At 70.6% G+C, this 19054-nt stretch carries 13 protein-coding genes and 1 tRNA gene; 6 read left to right on the plus strand and 8 right to left on the minus strand.

Going from position 1 to position 19054, the window contains the following annotated elements:
* The first annotated feature begins 64 nt into the window (after positions 1-64).
* From ACH4E8_RS25935 to ACH4E8_RS25945, 3 genes are all read left to right on the plus strand, one after another.
* Positions 65-1048 (plus strand): aldo/keto reductase, encoded by a 984-nt coding sequence (locus ACH4E8_RS25935; protein ID WP_398452242.1) that lies wholly within the window; start codon positions 65-67, stop codon positions 1046-1048.
* Positions 1045-3270, plus strand: coding sequence for a helix-hairpin-helix domain-containing protein (locus ACH4E8_RS25940; protein WP_398452244.1), 2226 nt, complete (start codon positions 1045-1047; stop codon positions 3268-3270). The genes ACH4E8_RS25935 and ACH4E8_RS25940 overlap by 4 nt, the downstream gene beginning before the upstream one ends.
* A gap of 604 nt (positions 3271-3874) precedes the next feature.
* Complete coding sequence (locus ACH4E8_RS25945; protein WP_398452247.1) at positions 3875-4801, plus strand: aminoglycoside phosphotransferase family protein; 927 nt, start codon at positions 3875-3877, stop codon at positions 4799-4801.
* Between the two features lie 118 nt (positions 4802-4919).
* On the opposite strand, the gene ACH4E8_RS25950 is transcribed toward ACH4E8_RS25945, so the two are convergent.
* Positions 4920-5561: a hypothetical protein gene (locus tag ACH4E8_RS25950; protein WP_398452249.1), complete on the minus strand. Its 642-nt coding sequence runs from the start codon at positions 5559-5561 to the stop codon at positions 4920-4922.
* A 47-nt stretch (positions 5562-5608) separates the two neighbouring features.
* Between ACH4E8_RS25950 and ACH4E8_RS25955 the strand changes: the two genes are divergently transcribed.
* Positions 5609-5797 (plus strand): DUF5703 family protein, encoded by a 189-nt coding sequence (locus ACH4E8_RS25955; RefSeq protein ID WP_361535552.1) that lies wholly within the window; start codon positions 5609-5611, stop codon positions 5795-5797.
* A gap of 149 nt (positions 5798-5946) precedes the next feature.
* On the opposite strand, the gene ACH4E8_RS25960 is transcribed toward ACH4E8_RS25955, so the two are convergent.
* The 3 genes from ACH4E8_RS25960 to ACH4E8_RS25970 form a co-directional block, all read right to left on the minus strand.
* Positions 5947-6717 (minus strand): chaplin, encoded by a 771-nt coding sequence (locus ACH4E8_RS25960; RefSeq protein WP_398452252.1) that lies wholly within the window; start codon positions 6715-6717, stop codon positions 5947-5949.
* A gap of 145 nt (positions 6718-6862) precedes the next feature.
* On the minus strand, positions 6863-7096 hold the full coding sequence (locus ACH4E8_RS25965) for a chaplin (RefSeq protein ID WP_398452255.1): 234 nt from the start codon (positions 7094-7096) through the stop codon (positions 6863-6865).
* Positions 7097-7284: 188 nt separating this feature from the next.
* Positions 7285-8649, minus strand: a complete 1365-nt coding sequence (locus ACH4E8_RS25970; RefSeq protein ID WP_398452257.1) for a M20/M25/M40 family metallo-hydrolase — start codon at positions 8647-8649, stop codon at positions 7285-7287.
* A gap of 158 nt (positions 8650-8807) precedes the next feature.
* Between ACH4E8_RS25970 and ACH4E8_RS25975 the strand changes: the two genes are divergently transcribed.
* Both ACH4E8_RS25975 and ACH4E8_RS25980 read left to right on the plus strand, forming a co-directional pair.
* Positions 8808-8892: transfer RNA gene (locus ACH4E8_RS25975), tRNA-Leu, on the plus strand.
* A gap of 209 nt (positions 8893-9101) precedes the next feature.
* Positions 9102-10385 carry an SEFIR domain-containing protein gene (locus ACH4E8_RS25980; RefSeq protein WP_398452260.1) on the plus strand — a complete coding sequence of 428 codons (1284 nt, stop codon included), beginning with the start codon at positions 9102-9104 and terminating at the stop codon, positions 10383-10385.
* 9 nt (positions 10386-10394) lie between these two features.
* Here ACH4E8_RS25980 and ACH4E8_RS25985 read toward each other — a convergent pair whose 3' ends face one another.
* The 4 genes from ACH4E8_RS25985 to ACH4E8_RS26000 are packed head-to-tail and all read right to left on the minus strand — an operon-like array spanning position 10395 to position 18991.
* On the minus strand, positions 10395-12911 hold the full coding sequence (locus ACH4E8_RS25985) for an RNaseH domain-containing protein (protein ID WP_398452263.1): 2517 nt from the start codon (positions 12909-12911) through the stop codon (positions 10395-10397).
* The gene (locus ACH4E8_RS25990; protein WP_398452265.1) at positions 12905-16153 is read right to left on the minus strand and encodes a hypothetical protein; all 3249 of its coding nucleotides are present in this window, start codon (positions 16151-16153) and stop codon (positions 12905-12907) included. The genes ACH4E8_RS25985 and ACH4E8_RS25990 overlap by 7 nt, the downstream gene beginning before the upstream one ends.
* Positions 16146-17321 carry a hypothetical protein gene (locus tag ACH4E8_RS25995; RefSeq protein WP_398452268.1) on the minus strand — a complete coding sequence of 392 codons (1176 nt, stop codon included), beginning with the start codon at positions 17319-17321 and terminating at the stop codon, positions 16146-16148. Before ACH4E8_RS25995 ends, ACH4E8_RS25990 begins: the two co-directional genes overlap by 8 nt.
* Positions 17318-18991: a PD-(D/E)XK nuclease family protein gene (locus tag ACH4E8_RS26000; protein WP_398452271.1), complete on the minus strand. Its 1674-nt coding sequence runs from the start codon at positions 18989-18991 to the stop codon at positions 17318-17320. Before ACH4E8_RS26000 ends, ACH4E8_RS25995 begins: the two co-directional genes overlap by 4 nt.
* Positions 18992-19054 lie beyond the last annotated feature (63 nt).

The following is a 19054-nucleotide window of genomic DNA, read 5'->3' on the forward strand; positions in this document are numbered from 1 at the left end:
ATGTGCCACGCGGTTGTCCACAGGCTCTCTCCGTGTGCGCCCTTGGCCAGTAATCTCAGCCCTCATGGAGCAGAGGCATCTCGGCCGCACCGGCCTGCGCGTGTCCCGGATCGGACTCGGCACCCTGACCTGGGGCCGGGACACCGATGAGCACGACGCCGCCGATCAGCTGAAGGCGTTCTGGGAGGCGGGCGGCACGCTCGTCGACACCGCCGACGTGTACGGCGGCGGCGATGCCGAGTACGTGCTGGGGCAGTTGGTGGAGCGCCTGGTGCCCCGGCGCGATCTGGTGATCGCGACGAAGGCGGGCAGCGTCCCCGACCCCGACCGGCGCTTCGACGGCTCCCGCGGGCACCTGCTCGCCGCCCTCGACGACTCCCTCCAGCGCCTGGGCACGGACTACGTCGACCTGTGGCAGGTGCACGCCTTCGATCCGCAGACCCCGCTGGAGGAGACCCTCCAGGCGCTGGACATCGCGGTCAGCAGCGGCCGGGCGCGGTACGCCGGCGTGTCGAACTTCTGCGGCTGGCAGCTCGCGAAGGCCGCGACCTGGCAGTTGGCCGCGCCGGGCGCCCGCACCCGGCTCGCCAGCACCCAAATGGAGTACTCGCTCCTCCAGCGCGGCGTCGAGCGCGAGGTGCTGCCGGCGGCGCTGGATCTCGGAGTGGGGCTGTTGCCGTCGTCCCCGCTGGGCCGCGGGGTGCTGACGGGGAAGTACCGAACGGGTGTGCCGTCGGACTCCCGGGGCGCGTCCGAGCGGCTGGGCGCCTTCGTCGATCCCTATCTGGACGAGGCTGCTGCCAGCGTGGTGGACGCCGTGGTCACCGCCGCCGACGGGCTCGCCACCTCCGCGCTGCACGTGGCGCTCGCCTGGGTCAGGGACCGCCCCGGCGTGGTCGCGCCCATCGTCGGCGCGCGCAACGCGCAGCAGCTCGTCACCGCTTTGTCAGTGGAGACGCTTACGCTTCCCGACGAGATCTGCCAGGCGCTCGACGACGTGTCGGCGCCCGTGCACCGCTATCCCGATCAGGACTGGAGCACGCTGTGACCGCGTCTTCCCGGGGACCGTCCCCGGCCGACACCGAGCCCGCGCCCGAGACCGAGCCGCCGGTCACCGACGCCCCCGTCGAGACCGCGCCGGACGCCGCAGACGCGCCGCAAGCACCGGAGGCCGGGGACGCAGCGGACGCCGAGGGTGCGGCCGACGCCGAGGACAAGGCCGAGGGTGCGGCCGACGCCGATGCCGATGCCGATGCCCCGGAGCTTTCCGAGGCCCAGGCGGAGCTGGTGGCACAGCGGGAGCTGCGGGCCCGCATCGCGGAGCGCAAGGCCCACAAGTCCGGCCCGGTCGACAGCGGTACGAAGCTGACGGGCACGGCCGCCGACCTGCTCGCCGCGGTACGGGCCGTGGAGAGCGGCGAGAAGTCCGGCGGCGCCTTCTTCACTGCCCCGGCCCGTCCCGCTGCCCCGGCCGCGTCGAGCCCGGCCGAACGCCGTGCCGAGCCCGCGCCGTCGAGCGCCGCCGCTGCCGTGCCGCACCAGGCGCAGGCGCCCGCCGCCCCGGCACCGGAGGCCGTCGCTGCGGTGCGGTCCGTGCTCGCCGCGGGCGGCGCGCCGCAGGAGGTGGCCGCGCGCGCCGTGGCGGAGTTGGGCGAGCAGGCCGCCGACGTGCTCCGCGAGGACCCCTGGCAGTTGCTGAGCGTGCCCGGCGTCCGTCCCGAGCAGGCCGACGAATTCGCGCGCGCCCTCCTGGGCGACGGGTGCGGGCCGGGCGACGAGCGGCGTACGGCCGCGCTGATCGCCTGGCAGTTGGAGCGCGCGGCGCTGCACGGACACACCGCGCTGGAGGCGTCCGCCGTGCTGGCCGGGCTCGCCGAGCGCTCGGTCCCCGCGCCCGACGAGGCGCTGCGGCAGGCCGTCGCCGACGGCGCCGTACTCGCGTTCCAGGACGGCGCCGAAGCCTCCGACGAGCAGGTGGGCGAGGAGGACGAAGGCTCCGACGACGGGGCCGCCGCGGACGCCTCCGCCAGGCAGTCCGCTCCGCTGCTGCTCGGGCTCGACCGCTACGCCCTCGCGGAGGAGAGCCTCGCGGACGGGCTCGCCCGGCTCGCCAAGGCCGGCGCCGACGAGCGTTGGGAAGCCGCCCCCGGGCCCACCGAGCTGACCCGAGCGATCGCCGCCCACGGCCTGGTGGCCCACACCGGCGGCGAGGCGGCCCGCGCGGAACCGGTCGCCGTCGCCAAAAGCGCCGCGGCGCTCGGGCTGCGGGCCCTCGTCGCCGTCCACAGCGAGCAGGCCGCCCGCGCCCTGGGCCCCGTCGCGGTCACCGTCGCCGCCCTGCTGTCCGGCAGCGCCGGCCCGGGTCGGGACGAGGAGGGGGCGCTCGCGCTGGACCTCCTCGTCGTGCTGGACGCGCCGCGGCTGGACGTGGAGTGCGCCGCGGCCCTCGTCGAGTCCCTGCCGGACGGCGCCCGGCTGCTCCTCAGCGGCGACCCGGGCCAGCTCGGCCCGGCCGGCGCCGGCCAGGTCTTCGCCGACCTGCTCGCCGCCGGGGTGTGCCCCAAGGTCGCCTCCCGCCTCCCGGACGCGGGCCCGATCGGCGAGTTGGTCTCCGGCATCGGCATCGGCGAGCTGACGGAGGTGGCCGCACCGGAGAAGGAAGTCGTCATCGTGCCCGTGCGCGACCCGGGCGAGGCCGTCCACCGCACCGTCCAGCTCGTCGCGGACTCCGTGCCCCGCGCCATCGGCGTCCCCACCGAGCAGACCCAGGTCGTCACCGTGGCCCACACCGGCCCGGCCGGCACCCGTGCGCTCAACACCGCCCTGAAGGAGCGGCTCAATCCGGGCCCCGGCTGCTTCGGCGGCTTCGACCCGGGCGACCGGGTGGCGTACGTCCCCGCCCCCGGCCGCACCCTGCCCGGCACGGTCGTCTCCGCGGACGCCCGCGGCCTCCACCTGGACTGCTCGGGCACCGCCGTGACCGTGCCCAAGGAACGCGTGGGGTCGTCGGTGCGCCACGGCTGGGCCCTCACCGCGCACCAGGCGGCGGCCCTGCGCTGGCCGGCCGTGGTCGTGGTGCTCCCCGGCGACGCCGCCGGCGCCCTGACCCGCCCCTGGGTGTACACGGCCTTCGGCCGCGCCGAGCGCCACCTCTCCGTGGTCCACGGCGTCGACCGGGCCCTACCGCAGGCGGTCGCCACCGCCCCCGCCCAACCCCGCACGACCCGCCTGCGCCTCCTCTTGGAGGGCCTGTTGTCCCAGCCGTCCTAAGCCGTGTCAGACGGCGCCCCCTCCTGCGCCCGGGAGAGCCCCCGCTCCCCATGCATCTGGCCGGAGCCGCCTAGCCCTGCACGTGCGTTGGTCTCCGCGGCTCGGCGGGGGCTGGTCGCGCGGTTCCTCCCCCAGCACCCCTGGGCATGTCCGCCGTTCTCCTGCGGGAGCGTTGCCCTCTGCGGGTGTTTAGGGGCGCGGGGAACTGCGCGAACAACCCCAGGGCCGCAGACGAGCGAGGTCCCGGGGGCGCTGGGGGTCCTCCCACGCCCGCAGGGCGTAGGGGGCGGAACTGCGCGACAAGCCCACCACCGGGGCGCAGGCGCCAACACCGCACAGCCCTCGCGGCGCCCCCGCGCCACACGCCGGGCAACCCCAGCACCGCAGGGCCGCGCGGGACTCCCCGAACCGACCGGAGACGCCCGGAGCGTCCCGGTCCGTCAAGTCCCGGCCCGTTTAAATCGCGGGCCCGTGATCATCGAGTTCGCTACGGTGAACCGATGATTTGACGCCTGCCCGACACCCGGGCACCCCCACGCACTCCTTCGCCCCGCACCGCGAGCCGAACCGCGCTCGCGACGTTTCTGCGAAGGAGGTCCTTTCCATGCACGCATCGACCACGATCGACGTCCCCGAGACGTTCGTCGCCATCTACGGCGTCGGCAAGCCCGAGGCACAGCGCTGGCTCGCCGAGCTGCCGAAGCTCGGCGGCAGCTTCCTGGAGCGCTGGGAGCTGCGCATCGACGGCCCGCCGGCCCACGGCATGGCGTCCCTGGTGCTGCCCGTGCTCCGGGCCGACGGCACGCCCGCCGCCCTGAAGCTCCAGCAGCTGCGGGAGGAGACCGCAGGTGCCGCCGTCGGGCTGCGGGCGTGGCGCGGCGACGGCGTCGTACGACTGCTGGAACATGACGAGGCGTCGGCGACCCAGCTGCTGGAACGCCTCGACGCGACCCGTCCCGTCAACTCGGTCGCCGACGGCGAGGCGGCCCTGAAGGTGCTCGCCGATCTGATGGCGCGCCTCACCGCGGTCCCCTCGCCGCGGGGCGTGCGCCGGCTGTCCGACATCGCCACCGCGATGGTGGACGCGACCCCGCAGGCCGCCCCCGCGCTGCACGACCCGGCCGAGCGAAAGCTGTTGGAGACCTGCGCGGCCGCCGTCCGCGAGTTGATCGGCGAGGCCGGCGACCGCCTGCTCCACTGGGACCTGCACGGCGGCAACGTCCTGGCCGGGGAGCGCGAGCCGTGGCTCGCCATCGATCCCGAACCGCTCGCCGGCGACCCCGGGTTCGACCTGCTGCCCGCGCTGGACGACCGCTGGGGCGAGGTGGTGGCCTCCGGCGACGTCACCCGCGCGGTACTGCGCCGCTTCGACGTGCTGACGGAGGCCGTCGACACGGACCGGCACCGGGCCGTGGGCTGGACCCTCGGCCGCGTCCTGCAGAACGGCCTGTGGGACGTCGAGGACGGCAAGTCCGCCCTGGAACCGACGCAGGTCGCGATCGCCACAACGCTGCTGACGCACCGGGCCTGAGGTAGACCGGCCCCGGTCGACCGTCCGATCGGAGGCCCGTGGACGTGACGGCCCGGGCCCCGTACTCCCCTTTGCCGAAGCGGGGGTACGGGGCCCGGTCACAGCGTCGGGGAGGGCCTCAGCGGCGCACCTCGTCCAACTCCTCCCCCAGGTCGTCCTCGTCGAAGACGGAGCTGACGTCGAAGCGGCAGACCACCCGCTGCGTGTCCGCCTCGAAGGGGGCGCTGAGCCACTCGCCGGGCTCGGCCGGTTCGTCCGCCGCCGAGACCCAGAGCGTGGAGTCCCCCTCGTCCAGGCCGAACTCCTTGTGCCGGGAGGCGATCTCGTCGGGTTCGTACTCCCCGAAGAGCACTCCGAGTGCCGCGTGCACGCTGGCGCCGACGACCTGGGCCCGCTCCGGGTCGTCGGCGTCGAGGTCGGCGAGGCGCTGTGCCTGCGAGAGCAGCCGCTGCGGTTCCACGACGGCGTAGTCCCGACGGATGAGGACGCTGAGGGCGTTGGGGTTCTCGGGCCCCGCGTACGGCGGGAGCGCGTCGTCCACCCCCGGGATCTCGAAGGGCGTGACTTCGTCGTAGCGGTCGTAGAGGCGTTCGTCGTACGCCTCCGCCGCCGCCGCGAGGGCGTTGAACGCTTCGTAGACGGCCGGGTCGTCCTCTCCGGTGCGGTTCTCGACAGCCGCGAGGTGGCGGTCGAGGGCGGCCTTGACCGCCTCGGCGGCGGCACGTACCTCGGCGGCGGTGGGCTGCGCAGCATCAGACATAGTGCAGACGCTATCCGTCTGGGGCCGGTGCCCGCACAATAGATGCGATGCCGGAATACGAATTTGTCGATGTGTACGTCCCGCGCGGGGTGCCCCGCAAGGAGACGACCCGTCTGCTGACCGACCATGCCGAGTACGGACACTGGGAGTTGGACCGACTGACGCTGCTGAGGGACGGCAGCCGTAGGGTGCGGCTGCGGCGACGCATCATCCGTCAACTGCGCGCCACGTGGTGATCAGCGCGAAGCGGGCCCTGCCTCGGCGGGGCCCGCTCGATCGTGCCGCCCCTTCGCGGTGCGGCCGGCGCTGCGGCGCGGCCTGAGCGCGACAAGAAGGGGCGGCTGGAGTCAGTCGGGGGCGTACGGCGCGTGCCGGGGGCACGCGGTCAGGCGCGCGCCCGTCGGTAGAGCACTGCGCCCGCGAGCAGCATCCCGGCGCCCACCGGGATGATCAGGCCGAGGGAGTCGGCACCGGTCTGCGCCAGCGTCTCGTCGGCTTCGACGGGACGGTCGGCGGAGTGCGCCACGGGCCGGTTGGGCTCGCGGTCGGTCCCCTTCACCGCGGTCGGCGGGGTCTTGGGGGTGACCGGGGGGGTGGGGGTGTTCGTGGTCGGCGGCTTGCTGGGCTCGCCGGGCTGCGCGGGGACGTGCGGCCGGGTGATGGAGCTGTCGTTGGCGCAGTCGTTGCCGAAGGCCGGGTTGAGCAGGCTGATCACGTCGACGGTGTTGCCGCAGGCGTTCACCGGGACGTCGACGGGGGCCTGGATGTTGTTGCCGGAGCCGACGCCGGGCGAGTTCGCCGTGCCGCCGCCGGCGTGGGCGCCGCCACCGGTCTGCGAACCGCCGCCGACCGGGGTCGCCGTGCCCGGGGTGCCGGTGCCCGGGGCGGGGTTCGACACGGGCTTGGGCTTGGCGGAGGTGTTGGCGCACTCGTTGCCGAACGCCGGGTTGAGCAGCCCGACGACGTCGACGGAGTTGCCGCAGGCGTTCACCGGAACGTTGACCGGGACCTGGACGTTGTTGCCGGAGGCGACGCCCGGGGAGTTGGTGGCGGCTCCGAAAGCCCCCGAGTCGGCCTGGGCGTAGCTCCCGCCGAGCGCGAGAGCCCCGCCCGCCGCAGCCATGGTGATCAGGCCCTTCCGAGTGACCTGTCTCATAGGTCTTTCCTGCCTTCTTCGCTCGTACGGGATCTCCTCCGGGCCGAACGCCCGGGGGAAAGGCCGGGCGGCCCCGGAACGCGTGCTGCGCGCTCCGGGACCGCCCGGGTTCACACTCGAACCCTCGGGGGTCGAGTCACTTCAGTCAGCCGTTGATGCAGGTGTTGCCGAAGGTGGGGTTCAGCAGCCCGATGACGGAGACGGTGTTGCCGCAGGCGTTCACCGGGATGTGAATCGGGACCTGGACGACGTTGCCCGAGAGCACACCGGGAGAGTTCACGGCGGCACCCTGGGCACCCGCGTCAGCCGTGGCCACACCCGCACCGGCGAGCACCAGACCACCCGTGACAGCTGCGGCAGCGACGACCTTCTTGATCATGATTCCTCCTCGTAGGCAATGCGGTCCCAGCCGCGGACCGCAACACCTGTAACGAGGAGGGCTCACCGAGGGCTACGAGACGAAGGAGGCTTTCACTCTTTCCAGTCAGCCGCACACAGGAACGATTGCGGAGCCGTCGCGCCGGGCCCTTGCGGCCGGCCCGGCGCTACCGGCCCGGCCGGAGGAGGTCAGCACTGGTCGAGGAAGCGGTCGAGCACGCGTACGCCGAACTTCAGTCCCTCGACCGGCACCCGCTCGTCCACCCCGTGGAACATCCCCGCGAAGTCCAGCTCCGGCGGCAGCTTCAGCGGCGCGAAGCCGAAGCAGCGGATGCCGAGGTCGTCGAAGGACTTGGCGTCCGTGCCGCCGGAGAGCATGTACGGCACGGCCCGCGCGATCGGGTCCTCGGCCCGCAGCGCCGACTGCATGGCGTCCACCAGGTCGCCGTCGAAGCTGGTCTCCAGCGCCTTGTCGGCGTGCACGTCCTCGCGCCGCACCCGCGGCCCGAGCAGCCGGTCCAGCTCGCTCAGGAACTCGTCCTCGTACCCCGGCAGGAAGCGCCCGTCGACGTGCGCGACGGCCTGCCCGGGGATGACGTTCACCTTGTACCCGGCGCCGAGCATGGTGGGCGCGGCGGAGTTGTGGAGGGTCGCGCCGACCATCTTGGCGATGCCGCCGAGCTTGGCGAGGGTGGCGTCCATGTCCTCGGGGTCGAGCGGGGTCCCTAGCGCGTCGGACAACTCGTCCAGGAAGGACCGCACGGTCTTCGTCATCCGCACCGGCCAGCGGTGCCGCCCGAGCCGCCCCACGGCCTCGCACAGCTCGGTGATCGCGTTGTCGTCGTTGGTCATCGAGCCGTGGCCGGCGGTGCCGTCGACGGTCAGCCGCATCCAGTGCATGCCCTTCTGGGCGGTCTCCACCAGGTACAGCCGCAGCTTCTCGTTGACGGTGAACGAGAAGCCGCCGACCTCGCCGATCGCCTCCGAGACGCCCTCGAAGAAGTCCGGGTGCTTGTCGACGAGGTAGCGGGCGCCGTACGCGCCCCCCGCCTCCTCGTCGGCGACGAAGGCCAGCACGACGTCGCGCGGGGGCTTGCGCCCGCTGCGCATCCGGTCGCGCACCACGGCCAGCGTCATGGCGTCCATGTCCTTCATGTCGACCGCGCCCCGGCCCCACACGCAGCCGTCCGCGATCTCCCCGGAGAACGGGTGGTGCGTCCAGTCCTCGGCGTTCGCCGGGACGACGTCGGTGTGCCCGTGGATGAGCAGGGCGGGCCGGGACGGGTCCTCCCCCTCGATCCGCGCCACCGTGGAGGCGCGTCCCCGGTGCGACTCCACGATCTTCGGTTCGAGCCCCACCTCCGCGAGCTTCTCCGCGACGTACTCGGCCGCCGCGCGCTCGCCCGGGCCCGAGTGGTCCCCGTAGTTGCTGGTGTCGATCCGGATCAGCTCCCGGCACAGATCGACGACCTCGTCCTCGCCCGAGACGTTACGGACCGTGTTCGGATCGCTCACGTGCTTCCTCCCGCTGTCGTGCTGCTGCTCCCCCCTCATCCTGCCCCGCCCCGCCCGCTCCCCCAAGGGCCGTCGGCCCCCGATTCCCCACCGACCCCCACGGGCCGGCGGCCGGGGCCGGGGGCGTGATCCGGCACCGCGATTGTTTGCTATGGTTTTCCACGTCGGAACGGCCCAGGCCGAACGACAGACACCTAGTCCGGGTGGCGGAATGGCAGACGCGCTAGCTTGAGGTGCTAGTGCCCTTTATCGGGCGTGGGGGTTCAAGTCCCCCCTCGGACACTTAAGAAAACCCCAGATCACCTGGGGTTTTTTGGTTTTCTGATGCGAGTGACCAGCTCGCGGCGTGGCCAGGTGCCGCCGCAAGGGCGAAACCGGACGGATGATCGGGAAAACGTGACAGCTCTCTGACAATCACCAGGACCAGCCCTGAGGGTGGTGACGCGGACCTAGGGTGACGTCTCCGACACCAGGAAACCTAAGGAGACGTGATGGATTCGCGCGCCGGGGCCAGCGTCGAGCTGACTCTTTTGGATCTTGGCAGCAAGTGGATCGACTCGGCACCCAAGTCCGTCCGGGTGGGCAATGTCCGCCTCCACGGTTGGCAGGTCGACCCCATCGTGACGCCGCCGTCTCTCCGATCCGATGTGGACTCCTATCTGGTCAAGGTCAACTTCGAGCTCGATCTCGCCGGGAACATGCTCCCGATGAACTGGTTCGAGGTCGGTTTCACCTTCCAGGACACTGATCAGGACGAGGAGGAGACCGGCGGCACAGATCAGGTGACCGTCGTCGATGCCGTCCCTCACCCCGGCTTCCAGCCCGGGGAAGCCGTGGCGTACACCCTCAACCAGTACCTCCATCTCGTCCCCGCCACGGTCGGCGCGCAGACCCATGCGTATCTGCCCTCTGGTCAGAACGCCGTCGATGTCTTCGGCATCGGTAGCAACCAGATCCGTTGGCGCCACACGTCTCCTGAGAACGGCGCCGTCCGCCCGGGTTCCTACCCCGCGTGGGTCGTGCTCGTGGTCCCGAAGGGCCGCACGGAGCAGCACGTCCGGCTCTCCGCACGCTTCGACCTCGACCCTCAGGGCACCGTGGACTACGGGCTGACCAGCACGCCGGACTCCTTCCGACTGACGCTCGCTACCGCTGGGGCAGTCGAAGCCGTGCGTACCGCGCAGGTGGGTGACAGCGGTACGGAGCAGCTTTGCGTCTCCACGGGCCAGCCCCCGACGTTGTTCATCTCGTACGCCCACGACGACGACCGGCACAAAACCTCCGTCCGCGAATTCGCCAACCTACTGATGGATCACGGCATCGACACCCAACTCGACCAGTGGTCGGACGACTCCCGCAAGGACTGGGGCACCTGGGCGAGTCGGCAGATCGAAACGGCGGACTTCATCGCCGTGGTCGCCTCTCCCATGTGCAGGAAGGTCGGTGACGGCGCGATGGAACCCCGTCAGCACCGCGGCCTGCAGAACGAACTCGGCATCATCCGCAACCAGTTGGCGGCCTACCCCGAGGAGTGGGGGCGCAAGGTACTACCCGTCGTACTGCCGGGCGGCTCCGTGGAGGACATCCCGGTGTGCCTGCGGCCCCACAACATGGACCACTACATCGTGGACAAACTGACCGAGGCGGGAATCGACGACCTGCTGCGCTCAATGACCAGTACGCCGTCTTTCCCCAGGCCGCCGCTGGGTGAACCGGCGACCCGGCTGAAGGAGGCGACGAAGAAAGTGAGCCCTCCCCCGGAGGCCGGCCACTGACCGCAGGGCTCACCCCGTCTCGTCGTCCGCACCCCCGGACGCCCGGTAGTCGGGGTGGTCCCGGTCCGCGCTCATCGCCAGGTGCAGCGGCACCGGTGCGACCGTGCGGTCGTCCCACGAGATCGACTGCTCGCACAGACGGGCGGTGAGCGCCGCCAACCGCCGGGGTTCCCAGGAACCGGGCCGCACGACGAGGATCTCCTTGCCGGTGTAGGCGTGCCAGGGGACTCCGAGGTCGGACCTGTTGGCGGCGGGCAGGGACCACCGGGTGAACCGTGCCCCGCGGTCGCCGCCCTTGGCCTTCAGCGTGACCGAACGCCCTGCGAAGTACCAGGAGTCGAGTCCGCTCTCCGCGAGCCGATAGACCTTGCGTTCCGGAGCGGCGGGCTGCTTGGGGTCCGCGGGCATGTTGGCCTTCTCCACCCGGGTGACCGGTCGGCCGATCTCGCTGTTGTTGCTGTTCAGGCGGACAACCGCCACGTCGATTCCGTCGTTGTGCATCGTTTCTCCCGGCAGCGGACCGGTGCCGAGTGACTTGTCCGAAAGCCCCGGCCACAGGCTCCTGGTCGCAGCGGACTCCACGAACAGCACCACGGGCGTCTCCCTGTCGGTGTGCGCCACCAGATCACGGAGCCTGCGTTCGATCTCGGCGCTCGCTTGATCGCCCTTGGCTCCGGAGCGTCCCGCGTGCGTCGCGCCGATGGGGCCGGCGTAGAAGTCCGTGAGCGCGTCGGACGCCCGAAGCCACGTATTGGCCTTCTCGCTGAACATGAGTGCGCGCCAACTGCCGATTCCCGCCGGGTCCGTGTGGAGCGCGTACAAGGTCGTCACGAGCAGCGCCCCGTCGTCGGCGGTCTGCTGCCTCCTTACGTGAATGCCGACGAGGAGAGCCGGCCGGTCCAGTGGCAGCGGCATCGTCTCCTGAGCCAGGGCGTTCGGTAGCCGATCGTCCAGCACACCGGCGGAGCGGAGAAGGTCGCGGAGGGCTGCGCGGGCCGCGTGCCGCTTCTCACCGGGGCTGCGCGGATCGACACCCTCAGGAAGCACCAGCGGGTCTGTGGCGAGGAACTGGGTGGGCACCCGTAGGTGCCCCAGGAGTCGCCTGAGGTGCAGCTTGGCATCGAAATCCCCTACGGCGACTTGGGGGTGATGCTCCGTCTCCAGCCACGCGGCGACGAGACGGTCCGGCACCGGAGCGAGGTCGAGTGCACTAGTCAGCAGGGCTGCTCTGTTCGGAGATTCATGGGAAAGCAACTGCGGACAGTACCGGGCCACGACGTCCAACGACGCGGCGACGGATTCCGGCCCCTGCTCGGGGTCCAGGCGGACCAACCGGCCCGTCAGCTCCTGTAGCTCACCCAGCATCCGCTGTCGCGCTTCCGGCGTCGCGTAGAGGCAGGCGAGGGTGACCTTGCAGTACCCCGTCGGCGCGACCGCCGCGGCTGGCAGTCCGCCCTCCTGGTACCGCTTGACCCGCTTCGGCAGTCTGATCTGCTTGTCCACGGGGTAGGTCAGCGGAACGAGCGCGGGCATCGTCAGCAGGATGTGCTCGTGCAGGCGCAGCAGGAACCGGGGCCCGAGCCCGCTACCGAGGGTGTGGAAGCGAGCCCGAGCCATCTGCGGCCTGATGCGGCCCGGCTTTTCGGGAAGATCCGCGGGCAACTCCAGGGGTTCCAGTTGGCAGGCGGCAAGGATGCTTGCGATCGCTGGGTTGAGATAGCTCCGCCACTGACCGGTCTCAGTGTTCTTCGAGCGGAGCACCGGCAGTCGAAGAACGGGGGTATCCGCTTCTTCTCCCGGTCGCCCCAGCCGCTCGATCCACACGTGCTTCGAAGAGTGCCCCTGAGGTGCGATCCGGGACAGATGTGCGTCAAAGCAGACCACAGGGTCCGTCAAACCGGCCCGGGTGATCAACCTGGCGGTGATCCGGGCCATGCTGAATGCCTTTCCGGACCTACTGACGACGAGGTCGTCCTGGTGCCAAGCGATCAACGACCCGTCCGTGTCCATCCTCAGGGCGAGCGGTGCCCGGCCGTCGACGGTCACCGGACGGGCGGCCACCTGCCGCATGATCTGCCAGGTGGCGGTGCGAAAGACCCAGCCGGGCATGGTGGGCACATGGCCGGTCCGAAACTCCATGGATTCGGAGAAGGGACGCGGCGCGCCCGGCACGGGCAGGGCCGCAGCAAGAGCGGACAGGTCTCCGCTCCCTGTGATGTGCCGCTCCCACGCCCGGACTGCCACACGTACGCGGTCGTCAAGCGGATCGCTCGTGAGGAGCAGCATCCGATCGCCATGGGCGCGTTCCTGGTCGCTCAGCTGGCCGTCGCCGAAGAGCCGCACGGGGCGTCCGGTCGCGGCGGTGATCCCCGTGGCCAGACTCGCATACGGTTGCCGCTGGCCACGGGGGGCGGGCAGGGCCTCCCATTCATTGCTGAATTCCTCGGTCAGGGGATAGACGACGATGGACCCCAAGATCTCGTCGACGCGGTCCCGGGGCACCCGGTAGGCAAGCGTGATCAGCACTTCGATGCTCCCGTTGTGTGTCGATCGGCGTAGTCGAAGAACGCCTGAAGCGTGGTGCCGTAGTAATCGCACAGCTGCGCGAGGACCCCGTCCCGGCGCCATCCCTCCCGCAGCTTGACGATCAAGGTCGCGAGATCGCTGCCACCCACCGGGTCCAGGATCGCGCCGTCGACCAGGTGCAGCACGGAGGAGGTTCCGCCACGGCGGGCGCGTCCGATGAGCTGGATGGCACCGTTGATCATCTCGGCTGTGACGGCCAGCTTCACTTCGAGAGGCTGGGCTTGGAAGTAGGGAGGGCGCCGGATGATCTTCTCCAAGTAGTTGCCCGCAACGGTTCTACGATCGGCCAGCAACGCCCTGGGGTCGCTGGTGGGGCCGGGGTGAAGGGCGAGCGCACGGGCCTGGATGTGGGCAACCAGTTCCGAGGGCTCGTCCATCAGGGGGATCGGTCGGACCACGAGCCACACGGACCCCAGCGCGGACTTGTCTCCTGCACCGATGATGTTCACTCCACGTTGAACCCTTGCCAGGGGCGCGATGAGGATGTCGGCGCCGGACATCGCCGGGAAGTCCTCCAACCGGTCGGCGGGCAGTTCGCGCCACCTCCCCGTCGTCTCCAAGGACGCGTCGTACGTCTCGTCCGTGCGGGGGCGAACTGCCAGGCAGATCCGCTCCGCCGCTACCCCTGCACTGGACAGCCCTTCGGCCATCAGACGGGCGGCGTCGTACGAGGTGGTGGCCAGCAGGACCCTCGCACGGTCCTTGTCTTCCACCTTGAGGCGGTCCAGTTCGGCGCGGAGGTGCCTGCGCCATAGCCCTTCGGCGACCCGGAGCGTCGCCCGTGCCCGTTCGGGTCCTTCGAGCCCCGAGATCCTCTCCAGCCGGCCCGATTCCTCGTCCAGCACGCTCGCGGCTTCCACACGAACCCGGTCCGGCGCGTTGTCCGCCACCCACCAGCGGGGACGCATGTGCACGTGGTGGTGGGGAGCGCCGGGGAAGTAGGAAGTCGCCGACAGCCCCAGCACGATGCGCCGGACCCCCGCGAGTGCCAGCGCCGTGGTGTCCCCGAGTGTGACGGTGTAGACGTGCGGGTCGCCGCCGAACGCGGCCGTGGTCAGTCGGGCCGAGTCCGGGCGCGTGTCGTCGAAGTGCTCCGTGAAGGCGAAGACGAGGCGGCCGAGCGGCCCGGTGGGAGTGAGGCGCCAGCGCCCGTACGTCCCGAGGCGATCTGCGATCTCCTGTGCCGACTCGACCCCGTTATCCACCAGTTGGACGTTGTTGGCCATCAGCACGTGCAGATACATCCGAATGCGTTCGAGAATGGCCCGGCGCAGGACCCGGTTGGCGAAGCGCCCCCGGTCCGGCTCGTCCAAGTCGGGTACGAGGTTCCCCAGCGCCGTACGTGCCGCGGCGACGGCTTGGCCGCCGGTGCCGACGGTGACCACCTGCGCGAGGTGCTCGCGGACGTCGCCGAAGCCAGTTGGCTCCCCGGGCAGCGGAGACTGTTCCTCCAAGAAGAGGGAGCGGAGCATCGTCACCTGTTCCAGGCTGACTTCCGACGGTTCGACGCCGAAGACCTTGCCGGTCAGCCAGTTGTCCCAGCGTCTGGGCACCATCCAGGAACGGGCCGGGCCGCGGTGGCGCCGGCCGCCAGCCGGGGGCGCCGCGCCTAGGCGCTCGTAGGCCAGGTGGCTGACGTAGTTCTCCGAGAGATAGCGCAGACCGAAGTAGGCGTCACGGACACTCGCGTCCACCTCGTCGTGGAGTCGGCCGAACGCCGCCCCGAAGTCCTGGTCGAGTCGCCGCAGTGGCGTGTTGGTGCTCCCGCCGTGGTCCAGCACGAGTCCCCGTCCCGCGCTCTCGATGGCGACCTGTTGGAAGACGTCGATTTCGTCGATGACGACGAGTTGGCACCGGCGCAGCACCAGTTCCTCGACCGTGAGCCGGTCGTTCGCCCCGTTGCCGTCCTCGACCGGAGTCTGGAGTACACCGGAGAGCAGGTTCTGGTGGGAGGTGACGATCACGTCCGCGGTGCACGCCTGCCGAGCCGCGCGGAACCGCCCGCAGGAGGTTCGCCAGGGGCACGCGACGGTACGGGCCCGACCGCGGCGGTCCGTTCTACGCAGGGCGGAGCACGGCTCCCGGCCGGGCTGCCAGGCGTCGACACCATTCTCGGTCGAGGCGACCGCCGACAGGGCGCAGCCGTAGCCGAACCTCCGCCAGATCCAGTCCGTGTCAGGGCCGCTTTCCGACACCCTCGTCGCTGCCGTTCCGGCGACCTTGATCAGGGAACGGGGGGACACCAGCGGAACTACCTGTGCTGCACTGCCGAAGAGGGTCAGGGCACGTTCGATCTGGTGGGTGACCCGGACGATGTCGGCATTCGTGGGGAGGACGAAGGCCGCACTGACGCCCTGCTGAACCACCCAGCAGGCGAGTGTCTCGACGAGCACGACGGATTTACCGAATCCCGTGTACGCGAGGAGTTGGTTCACGTTGCCGGACGTCAGGTCCATGCGGTTGACCCGCTGTCCTGCTTCGTCGCGGATCTGGTCGACGAAGCGCTCGACCGCCGTGAGCCGGTACGCGCTGCCGCCCTCGCTCAGGGCGGCTTCGTCGATCCGTTGAGCGATGCGGCGCAGGTCCGCAAAGGGGACCGACAGGTGTGGCTCGGGCTGTGCGTCTTGGACCGAGGCGAGCGGTTGTGGCGAGGACCGGTGGTGCTCGCGGATCTCGTAACGGTGATCGACGTACGTTTTATCGGTGCCGCCAGGGATGCGCACGCGCGTGGTGGTGCTGTGGGGTCCGGGTTGGGCGGGCTGGCGGGTGCGGGGCACCTGGCGGTGCAGGGCGTCGAGTTCGTCAAGCGCGCCGTCGACGAACTCGGGCAGCGGCATCCCCGGATCCACCAGGATCGCTCCGCTGAATCCGTAGTCTTCGGTCGCTGTGCATCCGGGGATGCCGCCGAGGCCGAGGAGGCGATCCAGGGTCCGACCCGCGGATTCGGCGTTGGCGAGCACGTTTGGACGTCGGCGGAAAAGCCGGGTGAACTGGCGGGCGTCTTGGACGGGAAGCTTCCGCCACTCAGCCCAGTCGGCGATGTGCCCATCGAGCACGAAGAGGACGTCTGCCCGAGTAACCGTGCGCCGCCCGTGTTCCTGCTCGTCGAGGGGAAAGTACCGGGCCGCCAGGCCGACGGCCGCCCTCATGGCCCTTGGGAGGACCTGCGCGGTGTCAGACACGGCTCCCCCACTTCTGCACGGACAGGAGTCGTCGTACTCGGGACTTGAAACGGCTCTCGGTGGTGATGTCCAGGGCGGGCAGCGCCGACCTAACGGCGTCGTACTGGTGCTCGTGGGAGTGCGGCAGGAGGACGGTGGCACGAGGCCGGGACGCGCGCAGGTCAGCGCAGAGTCGGTACGACGACCGGTACTCTTTGAGGTCCAATCGAAACTCGGGCCCTTCCGGCCGAACGCTGACGTGCAGGTCGTAGGAGTCTCTTTCCGGCCAGAGGCGTACGCCGCAGCCCAGCTTCTCCAACAGTCCCGCGATCCGTAGCTCGTTGGCCCCGGGCACGACGACAAAGCGCCATACCCCCGGATCGACGCGGACTGCGCCGCGGACAGAGGAGGCGCGCGGCTTCGTTGCCCTCGGCCCTTCATCGATCCGGCTGAGTTCCGGCCGTGCTTCCTTGGCGTGTCGCGTCACGATCTGGTAGCGGGCGGCATGAGGCAGATACCGACAGCGCACCGTTCCTGCTCGCACGGTCATGGGCCATCGGCACTCGGGGCAGGGCCACCACCATCCCACGCCCGCGCACACGTGATGGACTTGGTCCGGGGTCAGCTCCTGGTATCCATTCCAGGGCAGGCTGACGCCGGTCGCCGCGACGATCTCGCCCAGTTGGTCACGGTGCCCCGCCGGGTATTCGATGAGGAACTTGCGCGACGTCACGTACGCGTCCGGCTCGTTGGAGGCGGTGAGCAGCGCGAAGGTCTCCCGTCTGATGTGCGCCGCGTTCATGTGCGTCCACGAGGGCAGCCATGCAGCCGGGTCCGTACCGGACTCCAGGGGGACCGCATACTCGCTGGCGAGGTCGAGTGCGGTGGGCGTCAGTTGGTCCCGGTCGTTCAACAGAACGGCCGCCGCGATCGCCTCGTCCTCACCCCGGTGGGGCAACAGTGCGCCGAGCTCCGCGCGCAGCGACGCAGCGAGTTCGAGAGGGGTCGTGGGACCGCCGCCGGGGCCGTGCGCCTCCATCACCACCCCCGTCATGCGTGCCACTTCCAGGTACGCCGCGGATTGTCGGTCCCGCACCGACCAGGCGTACGCGGCCCGCAGCGCGGCTGTGACAACCCTGCGGACCCGCATGTCGGGATCGTCCGATGGTGGTGCGATCCAGTCGGTCATGATGCGCCCTCCCTCTCGGCGCTCGGGCACCAACGGGTGAAGGGACATCGCGTGCAGTGTCCGCCCGGACGGGTTTCGAATGTCTCGTCGGCCCGCCATCGCTTCACCAGCTCCGTCAGCGTGCCGCGGGCTTGTGACAGCAGGTGTGGATCGTGGTGGTCGAGGGTCGTGAGCACGGGGCCGGTGCGGGTTAGCCTTTCGAACTCGACCGACGAACCTTCCGCTCCGCCGGGCAGTACGCCTTCGGCGGCGAGCACCACGGCGAGCGCGAGTTGGGGATAGCGCTTGAAGGGGTCGCTGGCTCCGACCTCGCGGGTCGTCTTCGTCTCTCGTAGGACCCAGCCCCGCACCGAGCGGTAGAGCAGGTCCGTCTTGGCGACGACGACCGTGTCCGCCTTCGGGTCGTAAACGACGATGCACTGTTCGGGCAGCACGTCGGTTGGTCCGGCAGCTGGTACAGCCTTCAGCGGGCAGACCATCGCGTGGTCACCGATCATCTGTCGACCCAGCCGGGCTTCGGAACCCGATACCTCCCACTGACCGAAGGTCCACTCGTGGGAATCGCCAGGAAGATCCGCGGGGCCGCACGGCCCCTGGGAGGGCTGACGATGCCGCTCTTCGATCCACTCGTGCACGGCCCTGCCCCTGCGAACTGCCGCAGAGTCCTCGGCTCCGCGATCCCTGGGTAGCCACAGGTCTTGGAGGTGGGCCTGTGCAGGGCACTTACCGTACGTTCGACCGGTCGTCACGGACCACGACCGCCGTGCTCGACCCGCTGCGTTCCCTCCTTCCACACCGAGCATGCCGGGGCGGACCGGGACCGCAGGGCACATGTCAACGAGCGGGCAGTTACCGCATTCCGACCCCGGTCGCGGCGTGTCTCCGGACACCCGCAGCCACGGTTCCTCCCCGAACTCCTTCTCGTAGAGCCGGTGAGCGACGTCCACCGCGCCGTCGAAGAGCACCCGGTGCGAACCGTCCGCGCATCCGATCTCCACCACGCGAACGCGGTCGGGCAACGCGTCACGCCCCGTGGCGAGCGGGTCGTCACCCCAGGGGTTGCTGAGGACTGGCAACCCACCGGCGACCACGGCGGCGGCCAGCGCTCGTTCCGCCACGTCGACGGGACGGTTCGTGATGGAGCTGATCCTCAGGAGGTGCAGTTCCCTGAACCCGTCGGCCGCGTAGCGGCGGCCGTGTACGACCTCTTCGTACCTCCGGGTGCCATCTCCGCCGGGTATCCCGCGCCACCGGGCCCACGCGCGGGCCACGGGTGTCACGGCCCCGGGCACGGTCCCCGCTCCTTCCAAGGGGAGCGCCGCGACCTCCTCCGCGGCGGTCTGGTAGTTGCGCACCGCCTGCGACACCCATACGGCGAGGGCCGGGTGGAAGGGGCGCTTGGGCCGGGACCTCCAGCTGGTCAGGGCCTCGTCCTGGGAGCGCGAACTGAACGCCATCAGATCGAGGACCGCATTGACGGGGTTCAGGGTCCTGTGCTCCAAAACCCCGGTGGGGAACATTCTCGCCCCGCTCGTGCGGCGCACCCGAGGCCGGGATTCCACCGCCGTTCGCAGCGGGCAGCCAAGCGCCAGGGTTTTGACACGACCGGGCTGCACACGGATCAGATCGCCATCCCCGGAGAAGCCTTCCGGAACGCGCCAGCTCTTCATGAACTAGTCTCTCCCCTCGAAAATCCTGCTTTCCGCAGCATGTGATAGGGAGAGCCCTGCACA

Source organism: Streptomyces sp. NPDC017979, from assembly GCF_044328175.1.
GTDB lineage: Bacteria > Actinomycetota > Actinomycetes > Streptomycetales > Streptomycetaceae > Streptomyces.